This is a genomic window from Ruegeria sp. CH2, from assembly GCF_056537065.1.
The window spans coordinates 1-21,320 of record NZ_JBQFQV010000029.1 but is presented as its reverse complement, the minus strand read 5'-3'; the positions used below and the strand labels follow the sequence as shown (position 1 = coordinate 21,320).

Below are 21,320 nucleotides of genomic sequence, written 5' to 3'. Positions count from 1 at the left end.
AAACTGGCATCGGTGTGCGAGATGCACATGGCGGCGATATTCCAGCTGCATTTGAGCGTAGCATACGAACAGCCGTCCAAACACATGAGTTCTGGAAGGACTTTGCTGAATTACCTGAGATTGTTGTCGATACTGCTGCTATTTCCCGCGAATGGACGGCTGCACGGGAGGCAGCATTGCAGTCTCTGAGAGACAAGGCTGCATCACCGTTAGAGGTGACGATCCTCTCACCAGATGCAGTGGGTGCCATTCAGACATATCGTCGGCGTATCGAAGAGATTGCACAGCTGTCTGAACGACTGATCGGCTGCAACGACGCGATTGATGTGGTGAAGGAACAAGCCGCCGCCGACGATGTTTCCGCACTTCAAAGCGATCTCGCAAAGCTGAATGCCCGCAAGGCAAGGTTTGAACCAGCGGTCGCGGTTCTTTGTGAGGAGTACACAGACGAGAAGACCGCAAAAGCAAATACCGAAGGGCAACGGGATGCCGCACGAACCGCACTCGACAACTATCGTCACCAAATATTCCCGACCTATGAGACGGCGATCAACGATTTTCTTGCTAGGTTCAATGCTTCTTTCAGATTGGGTAGGATGAAGTCGGTCAACAATCGAGCGGGATCGTCTGCATCCTACTGCGTTGTGATCAACCAGCAGGAAGTCAATGTCACTGCATCAGAAGGGCCGTCTTTCCGAAACACTCTAAGTGCAGGTGATCGGAACACGCTGGCGTTGGCTTTCTTTTTCGCGTCACTGGATCAGGACTCCAACCTAGCTCAAAAGATCGTCGTGATTGACGACCCGATGACTAGCCTAGATGAGCACCGAACGCTGCGGACCCGCCAGGAGATGCGCGGGCTAAAGGCCAAGGTTGCTCAGATGATTGTGCTTTCTCACTCGAAGCCTTTTCTATGTGCCTTATGGGAAGACGCCAGTACGAACGACCGTTCTGCTTACCGGCTCGCCCGCGCGGCAAGCGGGTCTGAAATTGCCGAATGGGATGTTCGGAATGACAGCATCACAGAGCACGATAAACGATATGAGATGATTGCTGGCTATATCCAGTCAGGTGGCCCACAGATCGAGCGGAAGGTTGCTGAAGCGTTGCGACCAACTCTCGAAGCGTTCATGCGGGTTGCATACCCAATCGAGTTTCCACCAGGGCAACTGCTTGGCCCGTTTATTGGCCTTTGCAACCAACGTCCTGGCGCAATTATGTCGCAAGCTGATGTTACAGAGCTGCGTAGTCTGCTCGACTATGCCAACAAGTTTCACCATGACACGAACGCCGCCTGGGAGACGGAAGCTATCAACGATACAGAATTGACTGACTTCGCTGAGAGGGTTGTCTTGTTTGTTTCTAGACGCTGAGCGCAACAGGTTCGCAACCTTAGGACCGCCTCCAGACTGATCGGAATCAGTCGCGGTAATTTCTAATGGCCGTCTGATCGAGCTTCTTAGCTGGAACAAGCCGATAATGTCGCTCCTCAACAACCTTAATCTCATCATTCTGCAAGGTCAGCTCGAAGAGAGCGACAACCTCGTCTTGCATAAACTGGGCGGCGATCGCACGGCACCGCATGCCGGGGAATCTATCTTCTACGAACCTGATGTCCTGACTCGTTTGAACAATTCCTATTTGATCTTTTCCGCCTTTCGCTTGGACCGGAATCACAAAGTGACACCCTCGTTTGTCCAAACCTATGTAAAGCTCATCGATCTCGATCTGCCCGATATCCTGCACGGTCGTTCGTAGGTGGTTCTGCAGACTGTATGTTGTGAGCCCCAAGAACGTGTCGATAAGCCGATTGTAACGCACGATCGCCAAAAGGGCTTGTTCATCGTCTAGTGCGTAGGCTCGAATGAGCTCTGGTGTGGCGTCTGGAATGTCGGTGCAGACGAGATCATCCCTGGGTGCAATCCTTGTATGTTTGACCAGTTTGAAGCGATAGCGTCCCTTCCCTGCGCCTTCGATGATCCACTCTAATCCCTCTGGCTGGGTTTCGAGAATACTGTCAGGCAAGGCATTTCTGTACCGAAACGAATACGGGATATCTCCGATGTTCTTAATGCGCGGAAATCCAAGCGCGATATAGCTTTCTTCAAGCTCCGCTCTGTCAAACTCGAATTCCGTCGCGCCCGTTTCAAAGTGGTCGAAGAAGATTTTCTGGATTGTTGCTTGATAGCGGTTAGGCGACTTAGCCATAGGCTACCCTCCCCGCATTGATCTCTTCCTCGATCTCTTCCTGCTTGCGCTTTTTCGCACCGCTCTTTCGGTCGCGCTTGCTAGGCGGAGGTGTGATGCCAAAGCGTCTTGATGCCTGCGAAAGATCGAGCGTCAAAAGCCTTGGGTCACCAAGCGAAAGGGTTTCTTCGGGCCTGATTGGTTCGATGCCCAGGGCTTCAATCATCTTCGAGGCGATCGCCCTGGCTAAAGGCGGCGGCACCGCATTGCCGATCTGCCGCGCGCCATGCCACTTGGTTACGTTAAGTCGAAACCAGTCAGGGAAGCCGTGCAAACGCGCCATTTCTCTCACGGTGATGCAACGTGCATGACGGTAATGGATTGGGCGCGGGCTAGTGAATGCGCCTCTTGCGCCGTCCGTTCCGGCACGGAGTGTGTTGGAAACACCGCCTTGTGGAAGTTTGAAAAAACGGCTGATCGGCTCGACCGCCCCCTCTTCCGTATGGCGAAACCGCCGACGCGAAATCTCGGTGTGACCGGTACGGGCGCTCGACGTGAGAACATTAGGATTCCACTCGCGCACATAACCGAAATGCCAGGCGTCGTTTTTGAGACATCGAAGCTCCGCCGCATAATCAGAGGGGTCACCAAAGCGGCTCGTCTTGACAGCATCGCTTGCGTTTAGGGTTTCAAACGTATCGGCATCAGGAAGATCTCTGATCGCCTCCGCACAGGACGGCCCAAAACCGAGCTCGGGGTAGAGTTTTGGCCGACCAGCTATGTTGGTCGTCGGTGCTGGATAGTCGGGAAGCGCCCTGCCCTTCTTCACACCCATGAGGATGAAGCGCTCGCGCGATTGCGGTGTCCCATAGTGACCGGCATTGAGAACCTTCCAAGGCAAACGACATTCGTAGCCTACCTGATCGAATGCCCCTACTAGCTCCTTCAGGAATGCTTTGTGCTTGCCGACTGTTAGGCCTTTGACGTTTTCGAAAACAAAGCTCTCTGCATCGAGCTGATGCACGAGGCGCACGAAATCAAGAACGAGCTGATTACGGGGATCGTCGAGCGCCCTGTGACCGATCAGAGAAAAGCCCTGGCATGGCGCGCCGCCGAACACGCAATCGATCTTCTTCCCCACAAGGCCTGCGCGTTGCCTGATCTCATCACCAGTAAGCTCTGCAACCGAGGCCGGAATTACAGTTCCTTCAGGGAAGTTGAACTCGTGAACGGCACAATGTACGGGGTCGATCTCGATCGCAGCTTTTACATCGAAGCCTGCTTGCTCAAAGCCAAGGCTTAGCCCCCCTGCCCCTGCAAAAAGGTCAATTCCGATTGGTCGCATTTCGCTCTTCTTTCTTAACATCGGCCTAACATCACACCCTTTGGTTAATGCGATCCTTCATATTTTTCCCACAACATCTCGATCAGTTGACCCTGTGTGACGCCGAGCCTTTCGGCTTCGGCGGCTATGGCTTCACCAACCTTTGGGAAGACCTTTGGATGGAGCTGGTAAGTCCTCGGGCTGGGCTTACGACCAGGCTTCTTGCGAGGTGTCCTGTCAAGAAACCCCCGCGCTTCTCCAACTTCATCGACACGACGGACTTCTTCAACGGTCGTATCTTTCGGACGCGCCTTGAGGCCAGCAAGTCTATTTGAGCCGCTCATATACAGCCTCCATGAATGCCTGTGCGTTTGCCAACGCCTTATCTACCTTCCCACCCGTGACCATCTCAGCGTCATTCATCATCGCGGTCAGATCGCTGCCATAGGCAAACAGTTCCGAGAATGCCGCGCGGGCGACCAGGGACGGTTCGATTACGTCGATCCCTGCCCCACTGAGTTGTGACTCTAGCTCCTTCTGGACGCGGCTTTTGACGGCTGCGCTAGTCTTGGTCAGCACCACAGCATGCCGGATTGACCGCCCAAGCGCTTCTTCCTCTTCACGAACCAGCGCCAGTGCTTCTGAACCGATCTCAGCGTCAAGCGCTGTCGGCTGCATCGGGACGATTACCAGGTCCGCCTGGGAGATAGCGCGACTGACGAGCTGGGACGCAACGCCTTCCAGGTCCACAATGACGATTTTTCCGTCACCATCCGCGCTCCGTATTGTCGGAACGATCTCTGAGCGGCCAACATCGCTTTTCAGAGTCACACCAGAAGGCGCGCCATGAGATGCCCACCGGGTAAGAGACTTGTTCGGGTCACAGTCGAGCACCGTGACATCCGCGCCCATACGGGCGAACTCAGACGCCAGAAGAACGGCGCATGTCGATTTTCCAACCCCACCCTTGGGGCTTGCCATAACGATTACGGGCATTGCTCGATCCTGCCACTTTGTTGTTACCGGATTTGTATCTCATACCGGAATTAATTCCAATACCGGAATTAAATTTGTTACCGGATTTATTTCTATTACCGGTTTTTAATCTCAAGGTCTGCCTCGCTTCTCAAACCACTTTCGGCAAAACCCAATAAAAGCGCGGTCAGCGTTTCGGGGTGGCTCAACACACCAGTCGCGCCACTCACGCTCTAAGAAACGCACGTCCCAACCGGGCGCGGCATGACGCGCTTCCTCGTAAATGTCCGATTGCAGAGGTGGAATGCTGCCCTCAACAAGCTGGGAAGGAGACATCGTACCCCGATTTTTGAAGATCACCATATCAGATTCATCATCAAATTCAACGTGATAGTCCGGAAGGTGATCGTGTTTCGCGAGTTGCCGGATCATCTGCCGGAAGCGCTTCTGAGGGCTTTGAGAGCCGGTCTTGAGCAGTAGCTTTGCCAGCGTGATACGCCAGGTTTTCTGCTGCCCACAATGCTTGCGGGCGATCTCGTACACGCGTCTTTCAATAGGTTTTCTCAGACGGAAGTAGTCCCTGTGGAGGGTCAGAACCTCTTCATTGCGGATTGCGTTGAAAACCCAGTCTGACAGCTTCACTTCACACCAGAGAAGACGGCCATCAAGGCCACGTTTCCGGCGGATCGACGACGCGTCGATCAGGCCAAAGCCGTCAACTTGCTCTTCGTCTCCGGTGACAATGTTTGTCCTGATCCGGGTCCCTTCAAGGCGATCAAGTGCATCGAGCAGGGACTGATATTCCCGGCCACTTGTGCCCCGGTTAGTGAAGATAAGCAGCTCTCTTGAGTTGATGCGGACACGGGGCGACACGGCTTCGCCTTCCTTCAGTTTGGCCATGATCTGACTGATACAGTAGATCAGAATATCCTTGTCGTAGATCGTCGCTAGACCCTTCACGCTCGGCGTGATCTGAAGCCATTTGTCGCCGTTCTCATAGCGCTTGACCGTCGTCTCCGGCTTCTTTGAGAGTGAATAGAACGGATGCTCCATGTGTTGCATCACGTCCTTCAGGACAGCGTCAGCCACATCACAGATGAACAGATCGTGCTGCGGATGACGATCCGGCAAGAGCGGGGCAAGAGCATTCGTGTTATCAGTTACCATGAGTCGACATTCGTGGTTTTAGTTACCGCAGTCAAGATTCGTGTTATCAGTTACCAAAGACAGGATTTCAGTTACCAAGATTCGTGTTATCAGTTACCGACATTCAAAGAAAGGTATTACTTTTCAAATCTCTACGTCGGTTCTGAGGATACGTAACACAGATTCTAACACAAATATAACACCCAGCTTTTCAAATAAGCCTGACAACCATCAGCAACTCATCGCTCACCCTTGGTAAAACACGCAGGCATCGATACCCGTGGTTGTCGTGGTCCACACCCCACCAAAGACAGCGCATGTGGTGCTGTTGAGTGCTGAGAAACGAGGAAGCACCACCGCCAACGCAAGAGCCAAAACGACAGCGCCCAGACCAAACCTAGGCAGGCGGGTTTTGAAGCGCTCGATCTCTCTTTCCTGTTCCCGAATGTCTTTGAAGATTTCCCATTTGTCCTGTTCAGCCTTTTTAAGAACTGCGTCCGTGTGTCTGCTTTGCGCTCCAAGAGCATCGGCAACCTGAGACATCGCCTCCAGCGGCCCACGAACACGGGCATTGATCGCTTGCCCGACCAGATCCCCATAGTGCTCCGGATCGGTCTGGTTCTGGGCCGCGAAGGCCGCCTGCCGCGCCTCTGTTGCCGTCTTGTGCACCCGGTCTAGCACCCGTGTCTGATCATCCACGCGATCCGACACACTGGCCAGCACGGTGCCAACCATATCGAGGGTTTCGCGCAGCTCTTCGTCGGAGAGGGCAGGGGAGGAGATTTGATCTGACATGCTCGATTGTCTTTCTCGTTATTGGTCTTGCGGCTGGAACAGCCCTTTGAACTCGGGATCGGCGTAATAGCGTAGTTTGCGGGCAATAGCCGTGGGCCTTCCCTGGACACGCAGGAGCTGGTTGTCCGGGTGGACCTGCATGATTTCATCCGGGGTGAGCAGATCGCGGCCGGTGACGTTCTGCGTCATCGAGAGCGCGTCCCCCGGTTTGTAGCTTTGTGTCTGGTAGCCCGTGGTTTCCTGACCAATCATCTTGCTCAGCCATTGGGCCGTTTCCAGATCGTTCACCCCGAACACCTGCTGCACTCCGGCATTGGCGACGAAAGTGCCCGCGCGTTTTCCATAGAGCGCGTTAAGCTGGCTCATGTCCTGCAGGATCGGCCAGAGCTGCAGCCCGTAGCCTGCCATCAGCCCCATAGCGCGTTCCACAGCTTCCAGACGGCCAAGCGCCGCAAACTCGTCCAGCAGGAAGAGGGCAGGGGGCAAGGCCCGTTTGCCCGGTCGCGGAGCCTCAGAGACGCCCTGAGCGGCGCTCAGGGCCATTCCGGGTGTCTGTGCCGCCTCTGCGTCGCGAGCGATGTCCTGAAGCGCCTGGGAGACGAGGAGGCGCAGCCAGCGACTGTAGGCATCGAGACGATTGGGCGGCAGCACCAGAAACACCGATGTAATCCCGTGACGCAGCTCGGAGAAATGGAAATCCGAGCGCGCCATGCATTTTGCAATCCGTGGGCTGTCGAGGAAATGGGTGTGGCGCTGTGCGTTGGACAGGACAGAGGCCGCTTCCCGGTCTGCCTTGCCCAGGAACCTGTTGGCGGCACGGGCGATCAGACCATGCGCCGCCTCGGTCTCCTGCATCAGCTCCAGCAGCGCGCGCAACCGATCCGGGGGCAGGGTGAGATATTCCCGTACGGTGGCGAGGGACCGGCGGCCCGGCTCCTCATGGCAGACGCAAAACATGATCAGCCCGCCGAGGATGGCTTTGGCCTCTTCGTTCCAGTGCGCCTCCGATACCTGGTCCGGTGGGTCCATGACCAGCGCGTCGGCAAGTGAGGTGGCATCTTCTCCAAGATCAAGACTGTCCGGAGACAACCGGTCCAATGGATTATACGCCGCCGATGTCATCCCGGTAACCTCAAACGGGTCGAGGACATGAACGGGTCCGAACCGTCGCCGGGCGTCGCCCGCGATCCGAGCGTTCTCGCCCTTGGGGTCAATGACCAGGACCGGGCGCTCCGCCATAAGCAGGTTCGGGATGACCGTGCCCACGCCCTTGCCTGCACGGGTGGGCGCAAGGGTCAGAAGATGCGCCGGGCCATCGTAGCGCAACAGTCGGCCGGTATGGGGGTTGCGACCGATCAGAAGCCCGTCAGAGGCTTCCAGATCGGCTAGGTCTTTGCGGTCGGCGAACCGGGCCGAACCATGGCTGTCGTCGGCCTTGCGGGGGGACCAGAGGCCGATGCCGGTGTTCACGATCAGAAGTGTTACTGCCGTGCACCAGGCCGAGCCGTAGACCACGATGGTGGCAACCCAATCGAGGAAAGTGGTGGGGCCACCCGAGATCGGCACGTGCAGACCATAATGCCGGATGAGAGCCAGAACGACTGTCCCGATCAACGTGGCAATAAGCAGATAGACGGCGGCGAGAAACAGTACGAACGGAGCCGTCCATACGATCAATCCGATACCGGCCAGAAGGCGAAACGCCGTGAACGCCCAGCTCATCGATCACCATTTGGCTGTTCTGAATCGGATGCTGGAACCGGGGAGGGGGTATCGGGATCTGCAAAGACTTTGCGGTCCTGGTCCCGCGAGAGGTTCCGGATCAACCGTTCCATCATTGCCGCAGCACTTGCATCACGTTCGGCCAGATCCATGAGCGCCCCGCCCAGGATCACCTTGCGCCGTGTATCCAGCTTGCGTTGTCTGGTGGCTTCACGGTTGCGCACGGCCTGAAGGCGGGCCTTGGCCTGGGCAAACCGTTTCTCGGCGCGTTCGAGTTCTGTCTCTGCCATATCACTGCTCTTGCTGGGAAAATAATCTAGAGTTGAATCATGTATTGATAAACTCGTCCTTAGCGCGTACCCGTAGGCCTGTAAAGGACAAGGGCGCACTTATGCAAACTCTCCGCCTATGGCTCCAAGATTTGCGTGCGATCTCTCTGGGGCAAAGCCCCGGCCGATGGCCAACCCCTTCGATGCGAAACGCATCGACATGGAAGGGCGCGCTGCCCCTTCCAAACCATCCCATGCCAACCTGCGCGGTTGGACCGCGGCCGGAACGGCAGTCCCAAAATCGCGACCGATGCCCCTCGGTGGGGGCTGGTCTGTTTTCGGGACTGCCGTTCCGTTTGGCGTCGATCTGTGGGACTGCTACCCCTGATCTCCGCCGGGTTTGCCCGAGGCAAACCGCCGATGTGTGCCACCAATCTCCCGCCCCCCATAAGGCTGGGGAGATTGGTGGAACGCATCGGCAAGCCCGCGCCTCAGAGGTGCATTGCACCGCTTCGTTCGGGCTGTATTTTTCCCTTCGGCCCCAGCCTTATGGGGGGCGGGCCAGCGGGAAAAAGACCGTTGACCCGGTGGACCATGCCGGAGCATGGGGCGGACTCTGTAGCGGCGCGCGTCAGCATTCTTCGCATCACGGAGCGGGGTAGGGCGCATGGCCAGCTACCACCTCTCCGTAAAGACGATCAAACGCAGCGCGGGACGGTCTTCGACCGCAGCGGCGGCGTACCGTGCGGGCGAGCGCATCGAGTGCCAGCGCGAGGGACGGATGCATGATTACACCGCCAAGCGTGGCATCGAAGAGACCTTCATTCTGACGCCCGAACATGCGCCGTCCTGGGCGCAGGATCGGGCGGCGCTCTGGAACGCTGCCGAAGAGAGAGAGACCCGCCGCAACTCCGTCACCGCCCGCGAGTGGGAGTTGGCCTTGCCGTCCGAGATCAGCGCCGAGGACCGGTCGCAGATCACCCGGCAGTTTGCTGAAGAACTGGTCAGCCGCTACGGCGTGGCGGTTGATGTTGCGATCCATGCCCCGCATCGGGAAGGGGATCAGCGCAACCATCATGCTCATGTTCTAACCACCACCCGGAAGTTGGAACCGGAGGGGTTCACGACCAAGACGCGCGTGCTTGATTCCGCAAAGACCGGGAGTGTCGAGATTGAGCAGATGCGCGGTGTCTGGGCTGAACTGCAGAACCACGCGCTTGAACGGGTGGGGGAGGTGGAGCGCGTCGATCACCGGTCTCTGGAAGCTCAGCGCGAGGAGGCTCTGAGTCAGGGCGACACCCTGAAGGCTGAGGAATTGGATCGTGATCCGGAGGTCAAACTGGGACCGGCGGCCAATGCGATGGAACGCCGCGAGATGCGCGCGGCCGAGCGTGAGGGCCGCGACTATAAACCTGTCACCGAGCGGGGCAAGGCGGTTCATGCAGCCCGCCAGGCGCGGGCACTTTTTGCCGAGATGCGGGAACGTCTGGAGCTGGCGCGGGACACATATGGGGCCGAGCGCGAGGCCGGGCAGGGGCGTGTGTCGGCCGGTCTGGCGGCGCTTCGAGCAGCGGCTAGCAAAGACCGGAGTACGGAGCACGGTGACGGCGACATCCGGGGTCGACTGGCACGGATTGTCGGGAGGGAAGAGCCGGAGGTCGGTGGGCAGAGTGTCGAAGAACCCTCTGACCTGCGACACGTTAATGAACGGCTACGCGAAACCTTGGGTCGGTCGGAAGAATCCGGGGCGGGCCAGGATGCTGACAGCGCAGGCCAGCCTTCGATCCGGGATCGGTTAGAAGGGGTACTAAAAAAAACGCGCGAAAAGCTGGAGATCGAGAAAGAGTGCGATCATGAGACAGACCAAGGGCTAGAGAAAGATCGCGACATCGACCGGGGTCCCACGTACGGGCTTTGACGTGCGTCGGTTAAAGGAAATCTCCGCCCAAAGTACAGCAAAGGTCTAGGTCGGGCTGCTGATCGTTGATTTCTTCAGCGCCCCTGTTAGCGTAGAATACATGCGTAGGAGGAAGATAGAATGTCTGAAAGCAAAGATGTATCCGTGGCAGTTTCCGTAAATGAGAAAGAATCTATTTCAAAAATCATGTCAGCAGCGTTAGCCACAGGTGAAGCACACTCTGTTCAGGTTGCACTTCGCGGAAGCGCGCAAGGGGTTGTTTCCGCACTGCTTAATCTAGGGGAGAAGGCAGGCGAGGTCTCCGCTCTACTGAGCATTCGAAAGAGCTAATGATAGGAGAACACGAGCATCCAAATTCGGTTGTTCAGTTCTTAAGGAACTCAGTACTACGAAAGTCCGGTGGCTATGATGACTATTGGACAAGTTCCGATTTTCGGGAGTTTCTGGCTTCTCGCGATATAGATGGGCTGCTCCCAGTTCTGAACATAAACAACGACCCTTGGTCAGAGATTTACTCTGCGGTTTGGAGTGCGCAACTGTCCGCTCTTCGAGAACTGCTCGCGGACTTTAGAATCGCAGGGATACAATCTTTGATATTTAAAGGCGCTGAGTTGACACAGCGCTTCTATCCGGAAACGCCCCTGGGCTTCTTTGTCGATGTCGATGTTTTGATTCCGATCACGCAGGTGCAGGATGTAAAGCGAGTTCTTTACGCGCAAGGCTTCACCCAGTCATACTTTGACACTGATGCTCACAGTCTTTCTCCACGAAATACTCGGCTAATTGGTGAGATCGAAGCAACGCACTACGAACTAGCACCGTTCTGCAAGCTAACCTCCACAGAAATGCCAAGTTTGGCATGTGAGATCCTAGAAAAAAGACAAGCGCACCCTGCTTATGCGAAGAACGGTGAGATATCTATAGTTCTGGAAATAGACATTCACCACAACGTGGCAACAGACGTAGATATCGAACCAATACTCTCTAGAGCCGTGCCGAGTACCAGTTTCGATGCGCTAACTCTCTCTGACGAGGATCATATCTGGATAAATTGCTCACGATTTTACAATGAGCAAGCGCTCCATAACAAAAATTCCTTGCGAACATACGCGTATACAGCCCCTTTGATTTCCGGTGACATAGACTGGGACGTGGCTCTTTCCGCAGCACATGACCTTGAGCTAAGTTCCAGCCTTTATTACCCGCTGAGGTTCTTAGAAATTATTTCCGGAGTCGATATTCCGCCGGGAGTTCTCGACAAGCTTGCTCCGCGGTCCACCAGGGACGGTAGGGATTTCGGTTGGCAACTGGGTCCGCTCCTAGGGTTTATTGAACCTTATCCAGTTCCGAGGTGAGCCATGCGTGCCGAAAAATTTGAGAATAAATTATTCGCTGAATCCCACCTTAAGGCTTTCTACAACTACGCTCCTATCGTCCATGATATCCCTTGTTGCGCTGAATTAGATACGAATTCAGCCGCCATCAATGACCGATACGCAGCGGAAAGGGTGCGGATAGATGCCGACGTGGGTTCTTTGCTCTTAAAAGAGTCTAAGTCGATTACTGGCCTGCAGGACGCGCTAAGTTCTCTTTGCGGAATTCCCACAGAAGAAATATGGCAAAAGACGACCCGTGAGAAGAGAGCGCTCTACCTTTCTTTTCCTGCCGTCATACCATCCCTTTTCGACAAAACGCATTTTCCCAGATTCGGAACAAACAATAGAGTTTTCCTGGTAGAAGTGCCGGATCAGCCCGCTCACTCCATTCGTTTTGAGGCTATATCAAGCTTCCGGATAGGGGATAGGACGATCCATTATTGCTTGTCGATTCAGCATCGAAGGGATGAAAAAGGACGCCTCTGGCAACTGCTGCGCCCCATTTTGTCAGTTGATAGGTCATTCTTTTTGGGAAGAAGAAGCCGTTCTGTGCATGAGCTGTTTGGGTGCTTATCGATCTTAATGAGCCAGTGTAATCATGATTATCTTCATGGCACCATGATGCGATGGTTTCCTCCGCCGACTGTCGATTGCGCGCCCGAGTATGCCAAATTGATGTCCGAGTTCGCTCCTTCTGACAGGATTTTGACTTGGGAGAGAGCTGCTACGAAGCATGTTTCAGGACCAATCGTAGACGGGAAGATGAAATTGGTTTCCGATCCCTTGGAGTACTGGTCCCTGCTCATGCATAGGAGGATCGTGAACCATATCTCTTCAATGGACCCATCCGCGTTGGAGACACTAGAACTTCTTTTTAGAGAGATTCTCGGCCTTGCCGGCGACCTCGACAGTAGCGATGATCTCTACCCTAATGCGGGATTCCACCTCTCTTGCATTGCCGGGTTCTTCTTATCACTTGTTGCTCCAAGTAGTGCTGAGCGAATTTCGTCAAAAGAAAATCCTGCGCTACTTAAAGGCATTAGAAGTTTTCACGGTGATCTTGGCAAGCAGATTTCAGATTGCGACAGTGAAGTGTTTGTTTGGGATCGAAAAAGTATGCTCATAACTGATGTGCTGAGGGAGTATGCCTCTACCTTTGTGGTCGAGAAGGAGTCTTCTGGTGCGTGACTTGTTGGAGGCTGCTGGCATTTACGAACTTGCAGCGACATCAAGCCTTCGTGTCGGCGATGCCACCGTCAATGTGGTAGCAGGACAACTTGAGAAAGAGATTCTAGAAAGTGTCTTTGGAAATCAGTCTGAAATCGGAAGCAACGTTGAAAATCCGGATATCTGGACAGTCGTTCCTGTTGCTTCGGATGGATTGACCAACGCATTGGAACAGGCGTTCACCTCCCTGAAATCCGAAACGATCGTGGATCGTGTCAAGAGATGGGGAGGGGACAACGAAGCTGAGCGGTTAAGGACTGGAATGAACGACTGGGCCCTAATCAAGCACGAGTTCCCATTTAGAGGGTTCACGGTTTTTGATAAACTGGGAAAGCTTCTTGTGTATGTTCGCTCAGCAGCCGATGCAATAAACATACCGCACTTCGAGCATCTAACAAAGTACAGACTAAGAACATTGTTGTGGGCATCCGGGCCGCGCGTCGAACTGCACTCAGCAACATGCATATTTAGAGGTCATGGGATCGCGTTTGTGGGACCAAGGAAGGCTGGAAAGACAACCTTGGCCATGAACTTCCTGGAGAATGGCGCGGACTTCGTTGGGAGTGACTTTGTGTCTCTCGACACCGGTTGGGGTGCTACAGCTGTACCGCACATGTGCAGAATTGCTCCCGGAACAGCAAGCGCAAGCAAGACTCTCCGCTCTCTTGAAACAAGGGATTGTGGACCAGGAGAATACCTTAAGGGACCAGTATTTTTTGATTCAAAGTACGAACTGTATGCTGCCGCTTTGGATGAACTGTTCGGTAGGAGAGTTCATGCAACGACCGCGCAGCTAGGTGCAATTTTACTTCCCGAATTTGAGGCTGGTTTTGATGGATTCCAGCTGGAAAATTTGAATCGTGAAGAAGGTATCGAAGTAATATATCGCTCAATTTTTGAAGATAGACCTTTGCCGGACTGGCTACCGTTCGACGAGGTCTTAGATCGAGACAATATCATGGATTTGTTCTCAGAGGCGCTCATGGGTTCCGCTCCAACCTTTGCAAAGTTGAAGTTTGGTGCGACATTCAGCAGGCACTGGCAGACATTTGAAGCGGAGCTTCAAAAGCGTTTGATCTGACTATGGGTTTTTGGCTCAAAACGGTGGTGTTCGCCAAGGACAAAACCCTGAGGCGATTGCGAAAACTTGGCCGAACAATCACTTCGCCTGGAATGTGAGGCCTTTCTTTTTGGATGGTTCATGTCCTTCGGAGAGCTGAATGGCTGGAGAAATTGGAACAAGGAGGGCGTTCGGAGAGTCCTGAGGCCAATTTTTGAAGAAGGGATGATGGCCACCTGTCAATTTGCCCAGAAGGGAAAGACATAATGGCTTCAAACTTCGATCCTCCGGATTTCGACCTATCAGCGTTGTCAGTGTCAGACTTGTTGTCCCTACACGCGGGTATCGGCGAGACCTTGCGAGAACGGGGCATTGTCCGGAGCGCGAACAATCCAACTGGCGATCTGGCCGAGTTTTTGTTCTGTGAAGCGTTTGGATGGGAACAGGCTCCCAACTCTGAGCGTGGTTTCGATGCCACCAGCGCCGATGGAATCCGATATCAGATCAAGGGTCGTCGCGTTCATCGTCGAAACAAGTCCCGGCAGCTTTCGGCGATCCGCGATTTGTCTGGGGGGCACTTTGATGTGCTTGCTGGGGTGCTCTTCGATGACGATTATCAGGTTATACGCGCAGCGCTGATCCCCCTAGATGTAGTTAAGTTGCGGGCCACCTATGTGGCGCATACGAACAGCAGCAAATTCATGCTTCGGGATGATGTATGGAACGAAACAGGCGTTGAGAACGTGACAGCGGAAATACAGGCGGCGATGCCATAGCGTAGGTTCAAGCTATTTGCGTCGGATTCGGCCCAACAGGGCGGCAATGTCAGGTCCGGCGCTCCAGCCGTAGAGGGCTCCAATGACCGTGAAGAGGCTGACTCCGGCGATAGCGCCAAAAATACCACCAACTATTCCAGTGCCAGCGCCAGCAAAGAAGCCGAGCAAGCCGAAAACCAGAGCGCCAATCATCCTTTGCTTTATAGATTTCTCAGAACTCAACTAGAAAAAACCTCCGGTTATTCGTTTGAAGAAGGGGCCGCCTTTCCCAAGGCCCTTGTCTTCATATCGTGCCAGGACAGATCCACAGCCGTTGCACTGAAGGAAGCCATAGTGCGTTGACCCTGCCATGCCTTCATCGGTTGTTACGTCAGAACCGATAGGTGAAAGCTGGTCGTGCCAAATATTTGCTTTGCAGGCTTCACAGGCCCCTTTGGATCGAATGGTCATCCTGTCCCTTTCAAGCTTTTGTACGAGAAGTCCGTATCAGCAGACTGGCCTTCGTGAAAGACCGCACTGAACCTCAAACTGGCTCGCAGGACGCCTTTTGAACTCACCTGGACATGCTAGCTTTAAGCTGAAAGCCTACTGATAAGATTCAAGGAGAGCTAGCTTGAGAACCATGGACCCAGGCCGGGTACGCGCTTCATTTGATGCACAACTCACAGAGGCAACGAATTTTTACCACACAGTCAAAGTTTCACTTTCTTCTGCCGCCGATGTCACGCGATTGAGCGCTTCGACAATGATTTCCGCTGCAACTCTTTGGGAGAGCTTCTTGAGCGATTTGGTCGTGGCCTACATCAATCGTGATCCCAGCCAATTTGCTGTTCATCTAGAGCATGCTCTCAACGAAGACTTGAGCGACAAACAGAAGCAAATCTTGAACCGTTATGCCCAATACAAGGCCCCAACCAACATTGATCGTACTACGATCATTTCCCTCCTCGACAATGACGGAAACAACATCACGTTTAGCAATGCACAGGCACTAAAGAAGGGCGCGAAGCGGTGGATCAGTGCCGCCAACCTTGCGGGTATAAACGCGCTTTCAGGGCAGCAAGTGGCGATTATCAATCTCTGGATCGCGCTTCGAAACCACATTGCTCACGATAGCGAGCGATCTAAAGTGGCGCTCCAAGGAGCTGTCTCGCATGGTGCGTTGCACGGCACCGGGTTACACCGGGCCCAGAACGCTATTCACACTCCAGGCGTTTATCTGAAGTCTAAACACCAGCAACCAATTGGGAATCCTCGTATTGAGGAAATCCTTCGGCACATGCAGCTTATTGCAGCTGCCATCTGAACTGTGCTGATGCCAAAAAGGGTTGAAATCGGGCGTGACCGCGAAGCGCGGCAGGCGGAGATGGAACGGTTCTGCTTCTGAATCTTGACCCTGAACAGTGTCTCCGGCGTGCTGCCCGAGGCCTCAACGCTCAACACCCTTGCGCGATCAAAAACGGGCGTTATTGCCTGTGGCAGAAACGTACGGGTTTTGGCACAGGCTGCGTGGTGGAAATGGACGGATGAAGTGCCTCTCCTCCGAATGTTGCCTCATGTACAGCTGCCGACTAGCGTTTACTATCCGAACTATTGAGCCTTCCATCGAAGTTTGAACGCTGTTGCTCCGTATCCATTGTAGATGCATTGGTGCCAATCGCCACCGGCATCGCGGTCGCAAAGCTCACCAATCGAAGTGCTTATTTCATCTTCAGTAATTGGGGCGACAAAGCTTTCAATCATCGGTCCATCCGAAAATGGGAGCTCGAGCCCAAAACCGCTGTCCTTGCAAGGTCGCTCTCCAACGATTTGAGGATCAACCACAGAGCACGTTTCCCCAAAGAGCAACCTTTGTAGTTCTGGTGCGATTGTAGTGGACGAATTTTGAGAATAATTAATCTTGTCGACTGCACTACTGGGAAATAATGCGCTTCTAGCACCGTCTTGATCGCCGCAAAACAGTACTCCTCCACCCACCGAACAATCAAATCGAGATAAATCGATTGCTGTAGACCCACTCACCGCGACGGCTTGTCCGCTGCATGAATAAATCGCAACGCAACCCGGTGTCTTGGTACATTCCTCTCGACACATGGGAGGCTCTCCGGGAACTCTAGGTGGATCACAGACCGTTCTGCATTCAACAATCGGTTCGCATTCCGCTTTCTCAAAAGAGCAGCTAGACAGCGGAGATTGAGCATGTGACGCCAAAGAAAACAGAGAAGCCAGTATTGTTGCGGCCACCGCAAATGCTTTTTTCATTCCAATCTCCGGTGTTTTGTCTGATCCGATGCCCGCTACCAGATTGTGTTGTGACTATTTTCACCGTTGTCGGTTGCCAGACGACCGGCTCAAGTCCGCAACGTGATCTCGTAGTGAGGATAAACCGATTGGAGCGATGGAATCACTAAAAAAGCGGCTCGATAGGGGATGTGTCAGGCGTCAAAGCTAACAGCAACACAGTTCCGCAAACCGGACATAACCTTCTTGACAGAACCAATAGGCCAAAAACGGTCGTTTTTGTCGTTGCCAAAAAGGCCATGCAAAACCGCGAAGCTGAGTTTTTCCCTATGGAACGGGAAGAAGCGAATTATCGATACTTGAAGTCAAAGCCACGAAGTTCAGTATATAGGGATACGACACGGCCCCACGCTTTCTCAATTTCTGACTGCATCGCCCGTGCAGTTGCCTCCGGTCTTAAAGCTATCGAGAGCGGAGACTGGCTTTCGCTTTCCAAGATGTCTTTGTAAAGAGATATTAGTGTGGACACATTGCTACGTACCCCTTCGAACGGTTTAGCCTCGCGATATTCGCACCGCTTCTCTGAGGAGATGAGCTCTTCTACGGCGCCCAGAAAATCGCGAAACACGACCTCTTGCTCGTCGTCTTTGAAGTATGCATCAGTTCTTCTCATTAATGAACGCACCGACGCTACTACTTCTATCCTCAGCGCAGCAAACTCACGCCGCGCCTCTATTAGGCCATCAATCGCCACGCTCACATTTTCATCGGTCGCCACATCTGAAAATTTCCCAATTATTTCAATATAGTTATCGGAAATAATTTTCACGTCAGAGTAAATTGCGAGAGCAAATTCCAATATTGCCCTCTCCCGATCCTTACCCTTCCTTGGTACAAGTGAGTCTATTTCCTTATAGGAAGTTATTATCGACTTCAGCGCTGCGGCGATTGTTGTAAATTCAAGCATTATGGGTTCTGGTTTTTTGCCTCAGATAGTGGGTGGATTACAGCCTTTATAAGGCTCATGCTGTTTTTTCTCATTACACCCCCATTGACCAAAATAGACTGCCTGCGTCACTGCTAGTGGTAGCACTGCATCGCTTCGTATACCAGTTTGGTAAAACATTCGGCTAGAACTCGCAGCGGCCAAAAACGGTCGTTTTCGTCGATGCGGCAGGTCCTTAGATCAATTTCCTTGGCTGGGACTATGGCATGTTGGCCCATGATAGCCGCAGATTTTTGCCCCCTCTTTTTGGAAGGTTGGCCCGCTTCACAAGACGTCCAGAAACTTCAAAGTTGTCGTCTATCTTCACTATGAGCAGTTTGCTGAAGTGCCTGTCTAGACGCACACTGGTCTTTTCTTTGCTGTTAGTTGGCGAGATCGTTTTGATCTCAACAAAGTCATTTCCTAATCTGCCGTCTGAACCTTGGGCATGGTTTTTGTGAAGCTTGATTCCATACATTATCGCCCCAAAAAGTTCACCAATGTCGCCGTAGACGTTGAGGTGCTGCCCTGTGTCATAGAAGTAGGCCTCTGCAAGCGTCAGCAGGTCTTGAAAATATGGAACCAATGTTGGATCGGCATTTGGGTATTTGAGGCGCAGTTCAGCCTCTCGTTCCAGTTCCGCCAATCGGCTGTATTTGGTCTCATCTGGATCAATGATGCTATCCCATGCAAGCCATTCGCCATCGATCCAAAATGCGTTGTCCGGGCCTAGTACATCCATTGTCACCTCAAACTCCTCTTTTGAAGCAATGCCTAAAGATGTTGGAAACATTATGACCACCCTTGCCCTTGGAATCACTTAATAGAACAACCACTTAATCAGAATGCGTTTTGCACTTTTGAATGGCCAAAGAGTTGAGGCGACGCCTGGTGCCTTAGGTGTCTGTCCGGGTTGCAATGCCGAAATGTTAGCCCGATGCGGCACCAAGAAGGTTTGGCATTGGGCGCATAAAGGACGCCGTCATTGTGACCATTGGTGGGAAAACGAGACCGAATGGCACCGCGACTGGAAGAACCGGTTTGTGACCGACTGGCAAGAGGTACCAGCTCGTGATGAAACGGGCGAGCTTCATATAGCGGATATCAAAACACCCTATGGCCTTGTGATCGAATTCCAGCACTCTGCGATCAAGCCAGACGAAGTGAAAAAGCGTACTAATTTCTACGGCCAAGTGATCTGGATAGTCGATGGAACCCGCCGCCCAACCGATTTGATCCAATATGAACGGATGCTCTCAGAAAATTACCCGGAACGGTTCGACGGCGTAAACATCTACACCGTTTATTGCGAAGAAACCCGGCTTCTCAAAGAATGGGGGTCATTGGGCAAGATTGTCGGATTTGACTTTGGCGGTGACAATCTGTGTTTGCTTACAGCCGCACAAGGCAGAAGTCGCTATCTCTTCGATTTTCCAAAGGTGGCGTTCGCTAAGTTGATCAGTGAGGGGAGTCCGTTGCCAGTGGTCCAGTTCGCAAAACCCATTCGGCGTGGTTATCGGCGGCGCAGTAGGTTCTAGCAAATTCGGGCCAAAAACGGTCGTTTTTGTCCAAGTGCCCTACCCGTCCAAGGATCAGGCCCTTAGCTAGGCCAAAAACCCCCGGCAAAACCTTTGCGGTTTTGACAGGTTTTTGTCACAGTGAGGCATGATCATAGGATATGCCCGCGTCAGCACTGACGACCAAAGCCTGGATTCACAGACGGATGCCCTTTCGGCAGCCGGTGCCGAGAAGGTCTTCGCAGACAAGATCAGCGGATCGAGGCGCGCCCGTCCGGAACTGGACAGAATGCTGGAGCAGCTCCGGGACGGTGATGTTGTGACTGTCGCGAAGTATGACCGCCTGGCGCGGTCTCTGAAGGACCTCTTGGAGATCGTAGAGGCGATCCGGGAACGCGGTGCCGGCTTTCGGTCCCTGGCCGAAGACATCGACACGACGACGTCGGCCGGCCGTCTGGTGTTCCATGTCTTCGCATCCATCGCCCAGTTCGAGCGGGAGCGGATTTCCGAACGAACCAGAGAGGGGCTTGCATCGGCTCGTAGACGCGGCCGGATCGGTGGCAGGCCCCCTGCCCTAACAACAGCGCAGAAGGACGAAGTGCGCCGGATGCGGGATGACGAACAGCGCGCCGTCGCTGAGATTGCGCGGCTGTTTAAGGTCAGCGAGCGGACAGTACGACGTGCGTAGCTCGCTCGCGGGGGTTGTACGTTTCTGCCATAGATACCATTCTCAGCATTCATTTTTCCAAGGTCTTTGGCGGCAGAAAATGGATCGAGATTTAAGTCTACGAGGACAGCAACATGATTGAAGGATTTAATATTCTCAGGAATGTCGGCCAGTTCGACTCTGTCACGCCAGGCGGGCACGTCAACTTGACACCGCTATCGTTGATTTACGCTGAGAACGGTCGAGGCAAGACAACTATTGCTGCTATTCTCCGTTCTCTTGCACTTGACGAGCCTTCGCTCGTCTTGGAGCGGCAAAGGCTCGGCTCTACTCACCCACCGCACATAGTTGTTCGGAACAGCGGTCAGCAGGTCATTTTTCAAAACTCTGCGTGGTCACAGCCGCTACCTGAGATTGCTATATTTGACGACGCATTCGTTGCGGCAAATGTGTGTTCCGGGATCGATTTAGGAACTTCGCATCGGCAAAACCTGCATGAACTTATCCTCGGGGCACAGGGCGTCGCTCTGAATTCTCAATTACGGGAACTTGTCGCCAAGATTGACGCGCACAACTCTAGCCTTCGTGAGAAGGGTGACGCGATACCTGGTGATGCGCGAGGTCCGTTCAATGTCGCCGACTTTTGTGATCTGGAGGAAGACCCAGACATAGAAACGAAGATTGATGATGCGGGGCGGCGGCTTGCTGCAGCAAAGGCAAGCGATGCTATTCGGCAGCGATCAGGTTTTATGCCGTTTAGCCTGCCGGACTTCGACATTGATGCAATCAATGCGGTGCTAGGCCTTACACTCGAAGATTTACAATTGGATGCAGCAGAGCGCGTTCGTGAGCATCTTGGTGCGTTGGCGAACAATGGTGAAACTTGGGTTGCCGAAGGCATGGGGCACACCTCTGCTTTTTCCGAAAGCACCGGAACAGATGCGTGCCCATTTTGCGCCCAAGACCTCAGCGGTTCTGAATTGATCCTTCATTACCAAGCCTATTTCAGCGATGCTTATAAAGAGTTGAAGGCATCAATACGTCAAACTGGCATCGGTGTGCGAGATGCACATGGCGGCGATATTCCAGCTGCATTTGAGCGTAGCATACGAACAGCCGTCCAAACACATGAGTT

At 53.6% G+C, this 21,320-nt stretch carries 23 protein-coding genes; 12 read left to right on the top strand and 11 right to left on the bottom strand.

Going from position 1 to position 21,320, the window contains the following annotated elements; all coding sequences use genetic code 11:
• The coding region (locus ACR0M9_RS20570) for an AAA family ATPase (RefSeq protein ID WP_480774545.1) at positions 1-1,373 on the top strand (1,373 nt) is incomplete at its 5' end.
• Between the two features lie 46 nt (positions 1,374-1,419).
• Here the strand turns inward: ACR0M9_RS20570 and ACR0M9_RS20565 are convergent.
• From ACR0M9_RS20565 to ACR0M9_RS20530, 8 genes are all read right to left on the bottom strand, one after another.
• Positions 1,420-2,208, bottom strand: a complete 789-nt coding sequence (locus ACR0M9_RS20565; protein WP_480774544.1) for an endonuclease — start codon at positions 2,206-2,208, stop codon at positions 1,420-1,422.
• Positions 2,201-3,532, bottom strand: coding sequence for a DNA cytosine methyltransferase (locus ACR0M9_RS20560; RefSeq protein WP_480774543.1), 1,332 nt, complete (start codon positions 3,530-3,532; stop codon positions 2,201-2,203). Before ACR0M9_RS20560 ends, ACR0M9_RS20565 begins: the two co-directional genes overlap by 8 nt.
• Positions 3,533-3,576: 44 nt before the next feature.
• The gene (locus ACR0M9_RS20555) at positions 3,577-3,855 is read right to left on the bottom strand and encodes a chromosome partitioning protein ParB (RefSeq protein WP_480774542.1); all 279 of its coding nucleotides are present in this window, start codon (positions 3,853-3,855) and stop codon (positions 3,577-3,579) included.
• Positions 3,839-4,507: a ParA family protein gene (locus ACR0M9_RS20550; protein WP_480774541.1), complete on the bottom strand. Its 669-nt coding sequence runs from the start codon at positions 4,505-4,507 to the stop codon at positions 3,839-3,841. Before ACR0M9_RS20550 ends, ACR0M9_RS20555 begins: the two co-directional genes overlap by 17 nt.
• A gap of 111 nt (positions 4,508-4,618) precedes the next feature.
• Complete coding sequence (locus tag ACR0M9_RS20545) at positions 4,619-5,653, bottom strand: replication initiator protein A (RefSeq protein WP_480774540.1); 1,035 nt, start codon at positions 5,651-5,653, stop codon at positions 4,619-4,621.
• A gap of 225 nt (positions 5,654-5,878) precedes the next feature.
• The gene (locus ACR0M9_RS20540) at positions 5,879-6,427 is read right to left on the bottom strand and encodes a hypothetical protein (RefSeq protein ID WP_480774539.1); all 549 of its coding nucleotides are present in this window, start codon (positions 6,425-6,427) and stop codon (positions 5,879-5,881) included.
• A gap of 18 nt (positions 6,428-6,445) precedes the next feature.
• Positions 6,446-8,149: a type IV secretory system conjugative DNA transfer family protein gene (locus tag ACR0M9_RS20535; RefSeq protein WP_480774538.1), complete on the bottom strand. Its 1,704-nt coding sequence runs from the start codon at positions 8,147-8,149 to the stop codon at positions 6,446-6,448.
• Positions 8,146-8,439: a mobilization protein gene (locus ACR0M9_RS20530; RefSeq protein WP_480774537.1), complete on the bottom strand. Its 294-nt coding sequence runs from the start codon at positions 8,437-8,439 to the stop codon at positions 8,146-8,148. Before ACR0M9_RS20530 ends, ACR0M9_RS20535 begins: the two co-directional genes overlap by 4 nt.
• Before the next feature lie 166 nt (positions 8,440-8,605).
• Here ACR0M9_RS20530 and ACR0M9_RS20525 point away from each other — a divergent pair, with 166 nt between their 5' ends.
• From ACR0M9_RS20525 to ACR0M9_RS20490, 8 genes are all read left to right on the top strand, one after another.
• Positions 8,606-8,806, top strand: a complete 201-nt coding sequence (locus tag ACR0M9_RS20525; RefSeq protein WP_480774536.1) for a hypothetical protein — start codon at positions 8,606-8,608, stop codon at positions 8,804-8,806.
• Between the two features lie 279 nt (positions 8,807-9,085).
• Positions 9,086-10,336 (top strand): MobQ family relaxase, encoded by a 1,251-nt coding sequence (gene mobQ, locus ACR0M9_RS20520; RefSeq protein ID WP_480774535.1) that lies wholly within the window; start codon positions 9,086-9,088, stop codon positions 10,334-10,336.
• A 120-nt stretch (positions 10,337-10,456) separates the two neighbouring features.
• Entirely contained in the window at positions 10,457-10,666 is a 210-nt protein-coding gene (locus ACR0M9_RS20515) for a hypothetical protein (protein ID WP_480774534.1), read from the top strand.
• Positions 10,666-11,691 carry a nucleotidyltransferase family protein gene (locus ACR0M9_RS20510; RefSeq protein WP_480774533.1) on the top strand — a complete coding sequence of 342 codons (1,026 nt, stop codon included), beginning with the start codon at positions 10,666-10,668 and terminating at the stop codon, positions 11,689-11,691. Before ACR0M9_RS20515 ends, ACR0M9_RS20510 begins: the two co-directional genes overlap by 1 nt.
• A 3-nt stretch (positions 11,692-11,694) precedes the next feature.
• Positions 11,695-12,900 (top strand): hypothetical protein, encoded by a 1,206-nt coding sequence (locus tag ACR0M9_RS20505; RefSeq protein WP_480774532.1) that lies wholly within the window; start codon positions 11,695-11,697, stop codon positions 12,898-12,900.
• Positions 12,893-14,020: a hypothetical protein gene (locus ACR0M9_RS20500; protein WP_480774531.1), complete on the top strand. Its 1,128-nt coding sequence runs from the start codon at positions 12,893-12,895 to the stop codon at positions 14,018-14,020. The genes ACR0M9_RS20505 and ACR0M9_RS20500 overlap by 8 nt, the downstream gene beginning before the upstream one ends.
• Positions 14,021-14,265: 245 nt before the next feature.
• Positions 14,266-14,775 carry a hypothetical protein gene (locus ACR0M9_RS20495; protein ID WP_480774530.1) on the top strand — a complete coding sequence of 170 codons (510 nt, stop codon included), beginning with the start codon at positions 14,266-14,268 and terminating at the stop codon, positions 14,773-14,775.
• A 622-nt stretch (positions 14,776-15,397) separates the two neighbouring features.
• Complete coding sequence (locus tag ACR0M9_RS20490) at positions 15,398-16,081, top strand: HEPN domain-containing protein (protein WP_480774546.1); 684 nt, start codon at positions 15,398-15,400, stop codon at positions 16,079-16,081.
• Between the two features lie 284 nt (positions 16,082-16,365).
• Here the strand turns inward: ACR0M9_RS20490 and ACR0M9_RS20485 are convergent, their stop codons facing one another.
• From ACR0M9_RS20485 to ACR0M9_RS20475, 3 genes are all read right to left on the bottom strand, one after another.
• Entirely contained in the window at positions 16,366-17,037 is a 672-nt protein-coding gene (locus ACR0M9_RS20485; protein ID WP_480774529.1) for a hypothetical protein, read from the bottom strand.
• Positions 17,038-17,365: 328 nt separating this feature from the next.
• On the bottom strand, positions 17,366-17,983 hold the full coding sequence (locus ACR0M9_RS20480) for a hypothetical protein (protein WP_480774528.1): 618 nt from the start codon (positions 17,981-17,983) through the stop codon (positions 17,366-17,368).
• 238 nt (positions 17,984-18,221) lie between these two features.
• The gene (locus ACR0M9_RS20475) at positions 18,222-18,794 is read right to left on the bottom strand and encodes a hypothetical protein (protein WP_480774527.1); all 573 of its coding nucleotides are present in this window, start codon (positions 18,792-18,794) and stop codon (positions 18,222-18,224) included.
• Between the two features lie 52 nt (positions 18,795-18,846).
• Between ACR0M9_RS20475 and ACR0M9_RS20470 the strand changes: the two genes are divergently transcribed.
• From ACR0M9_RS20470 to ACR0M9_RS20460, 3 genes are all read left to right on the top strand, one after another.
• A complete protein-coding gene (locus ACR0M9_RS20470) occupies positions 18,847-19,539 on the top strand; it encodes a competence protein CoiA (RefSeq protein ID WP_480774526.1) in 693 nt (230 codons plus the stop codon).
• A 127-nt stretch (positions 19,540-19,666) separates the two neighbouring features.
• The gene (locus ACR0M9_RS20465) at positions 19,667-20,206 is read left to right on the top strand and encodes a recombinase family protein (protein WP_480774525.1); all 540 of its coding nucleotides are present in this window, start codon (positions 19,667-19,669) and stop codon (positions 20,204-20,206) included.
• 113 nt (positions 20,207-20,319) lie between these two features.
• Positions 20,320-21,320, top strand: a 1,001-nt coding sequence (locus tag ACR0M9_RS20460) for an AAA family ATPase (protein ID WP_480774524.1), incomplete at its 3' end; no start/stop codon positions are given.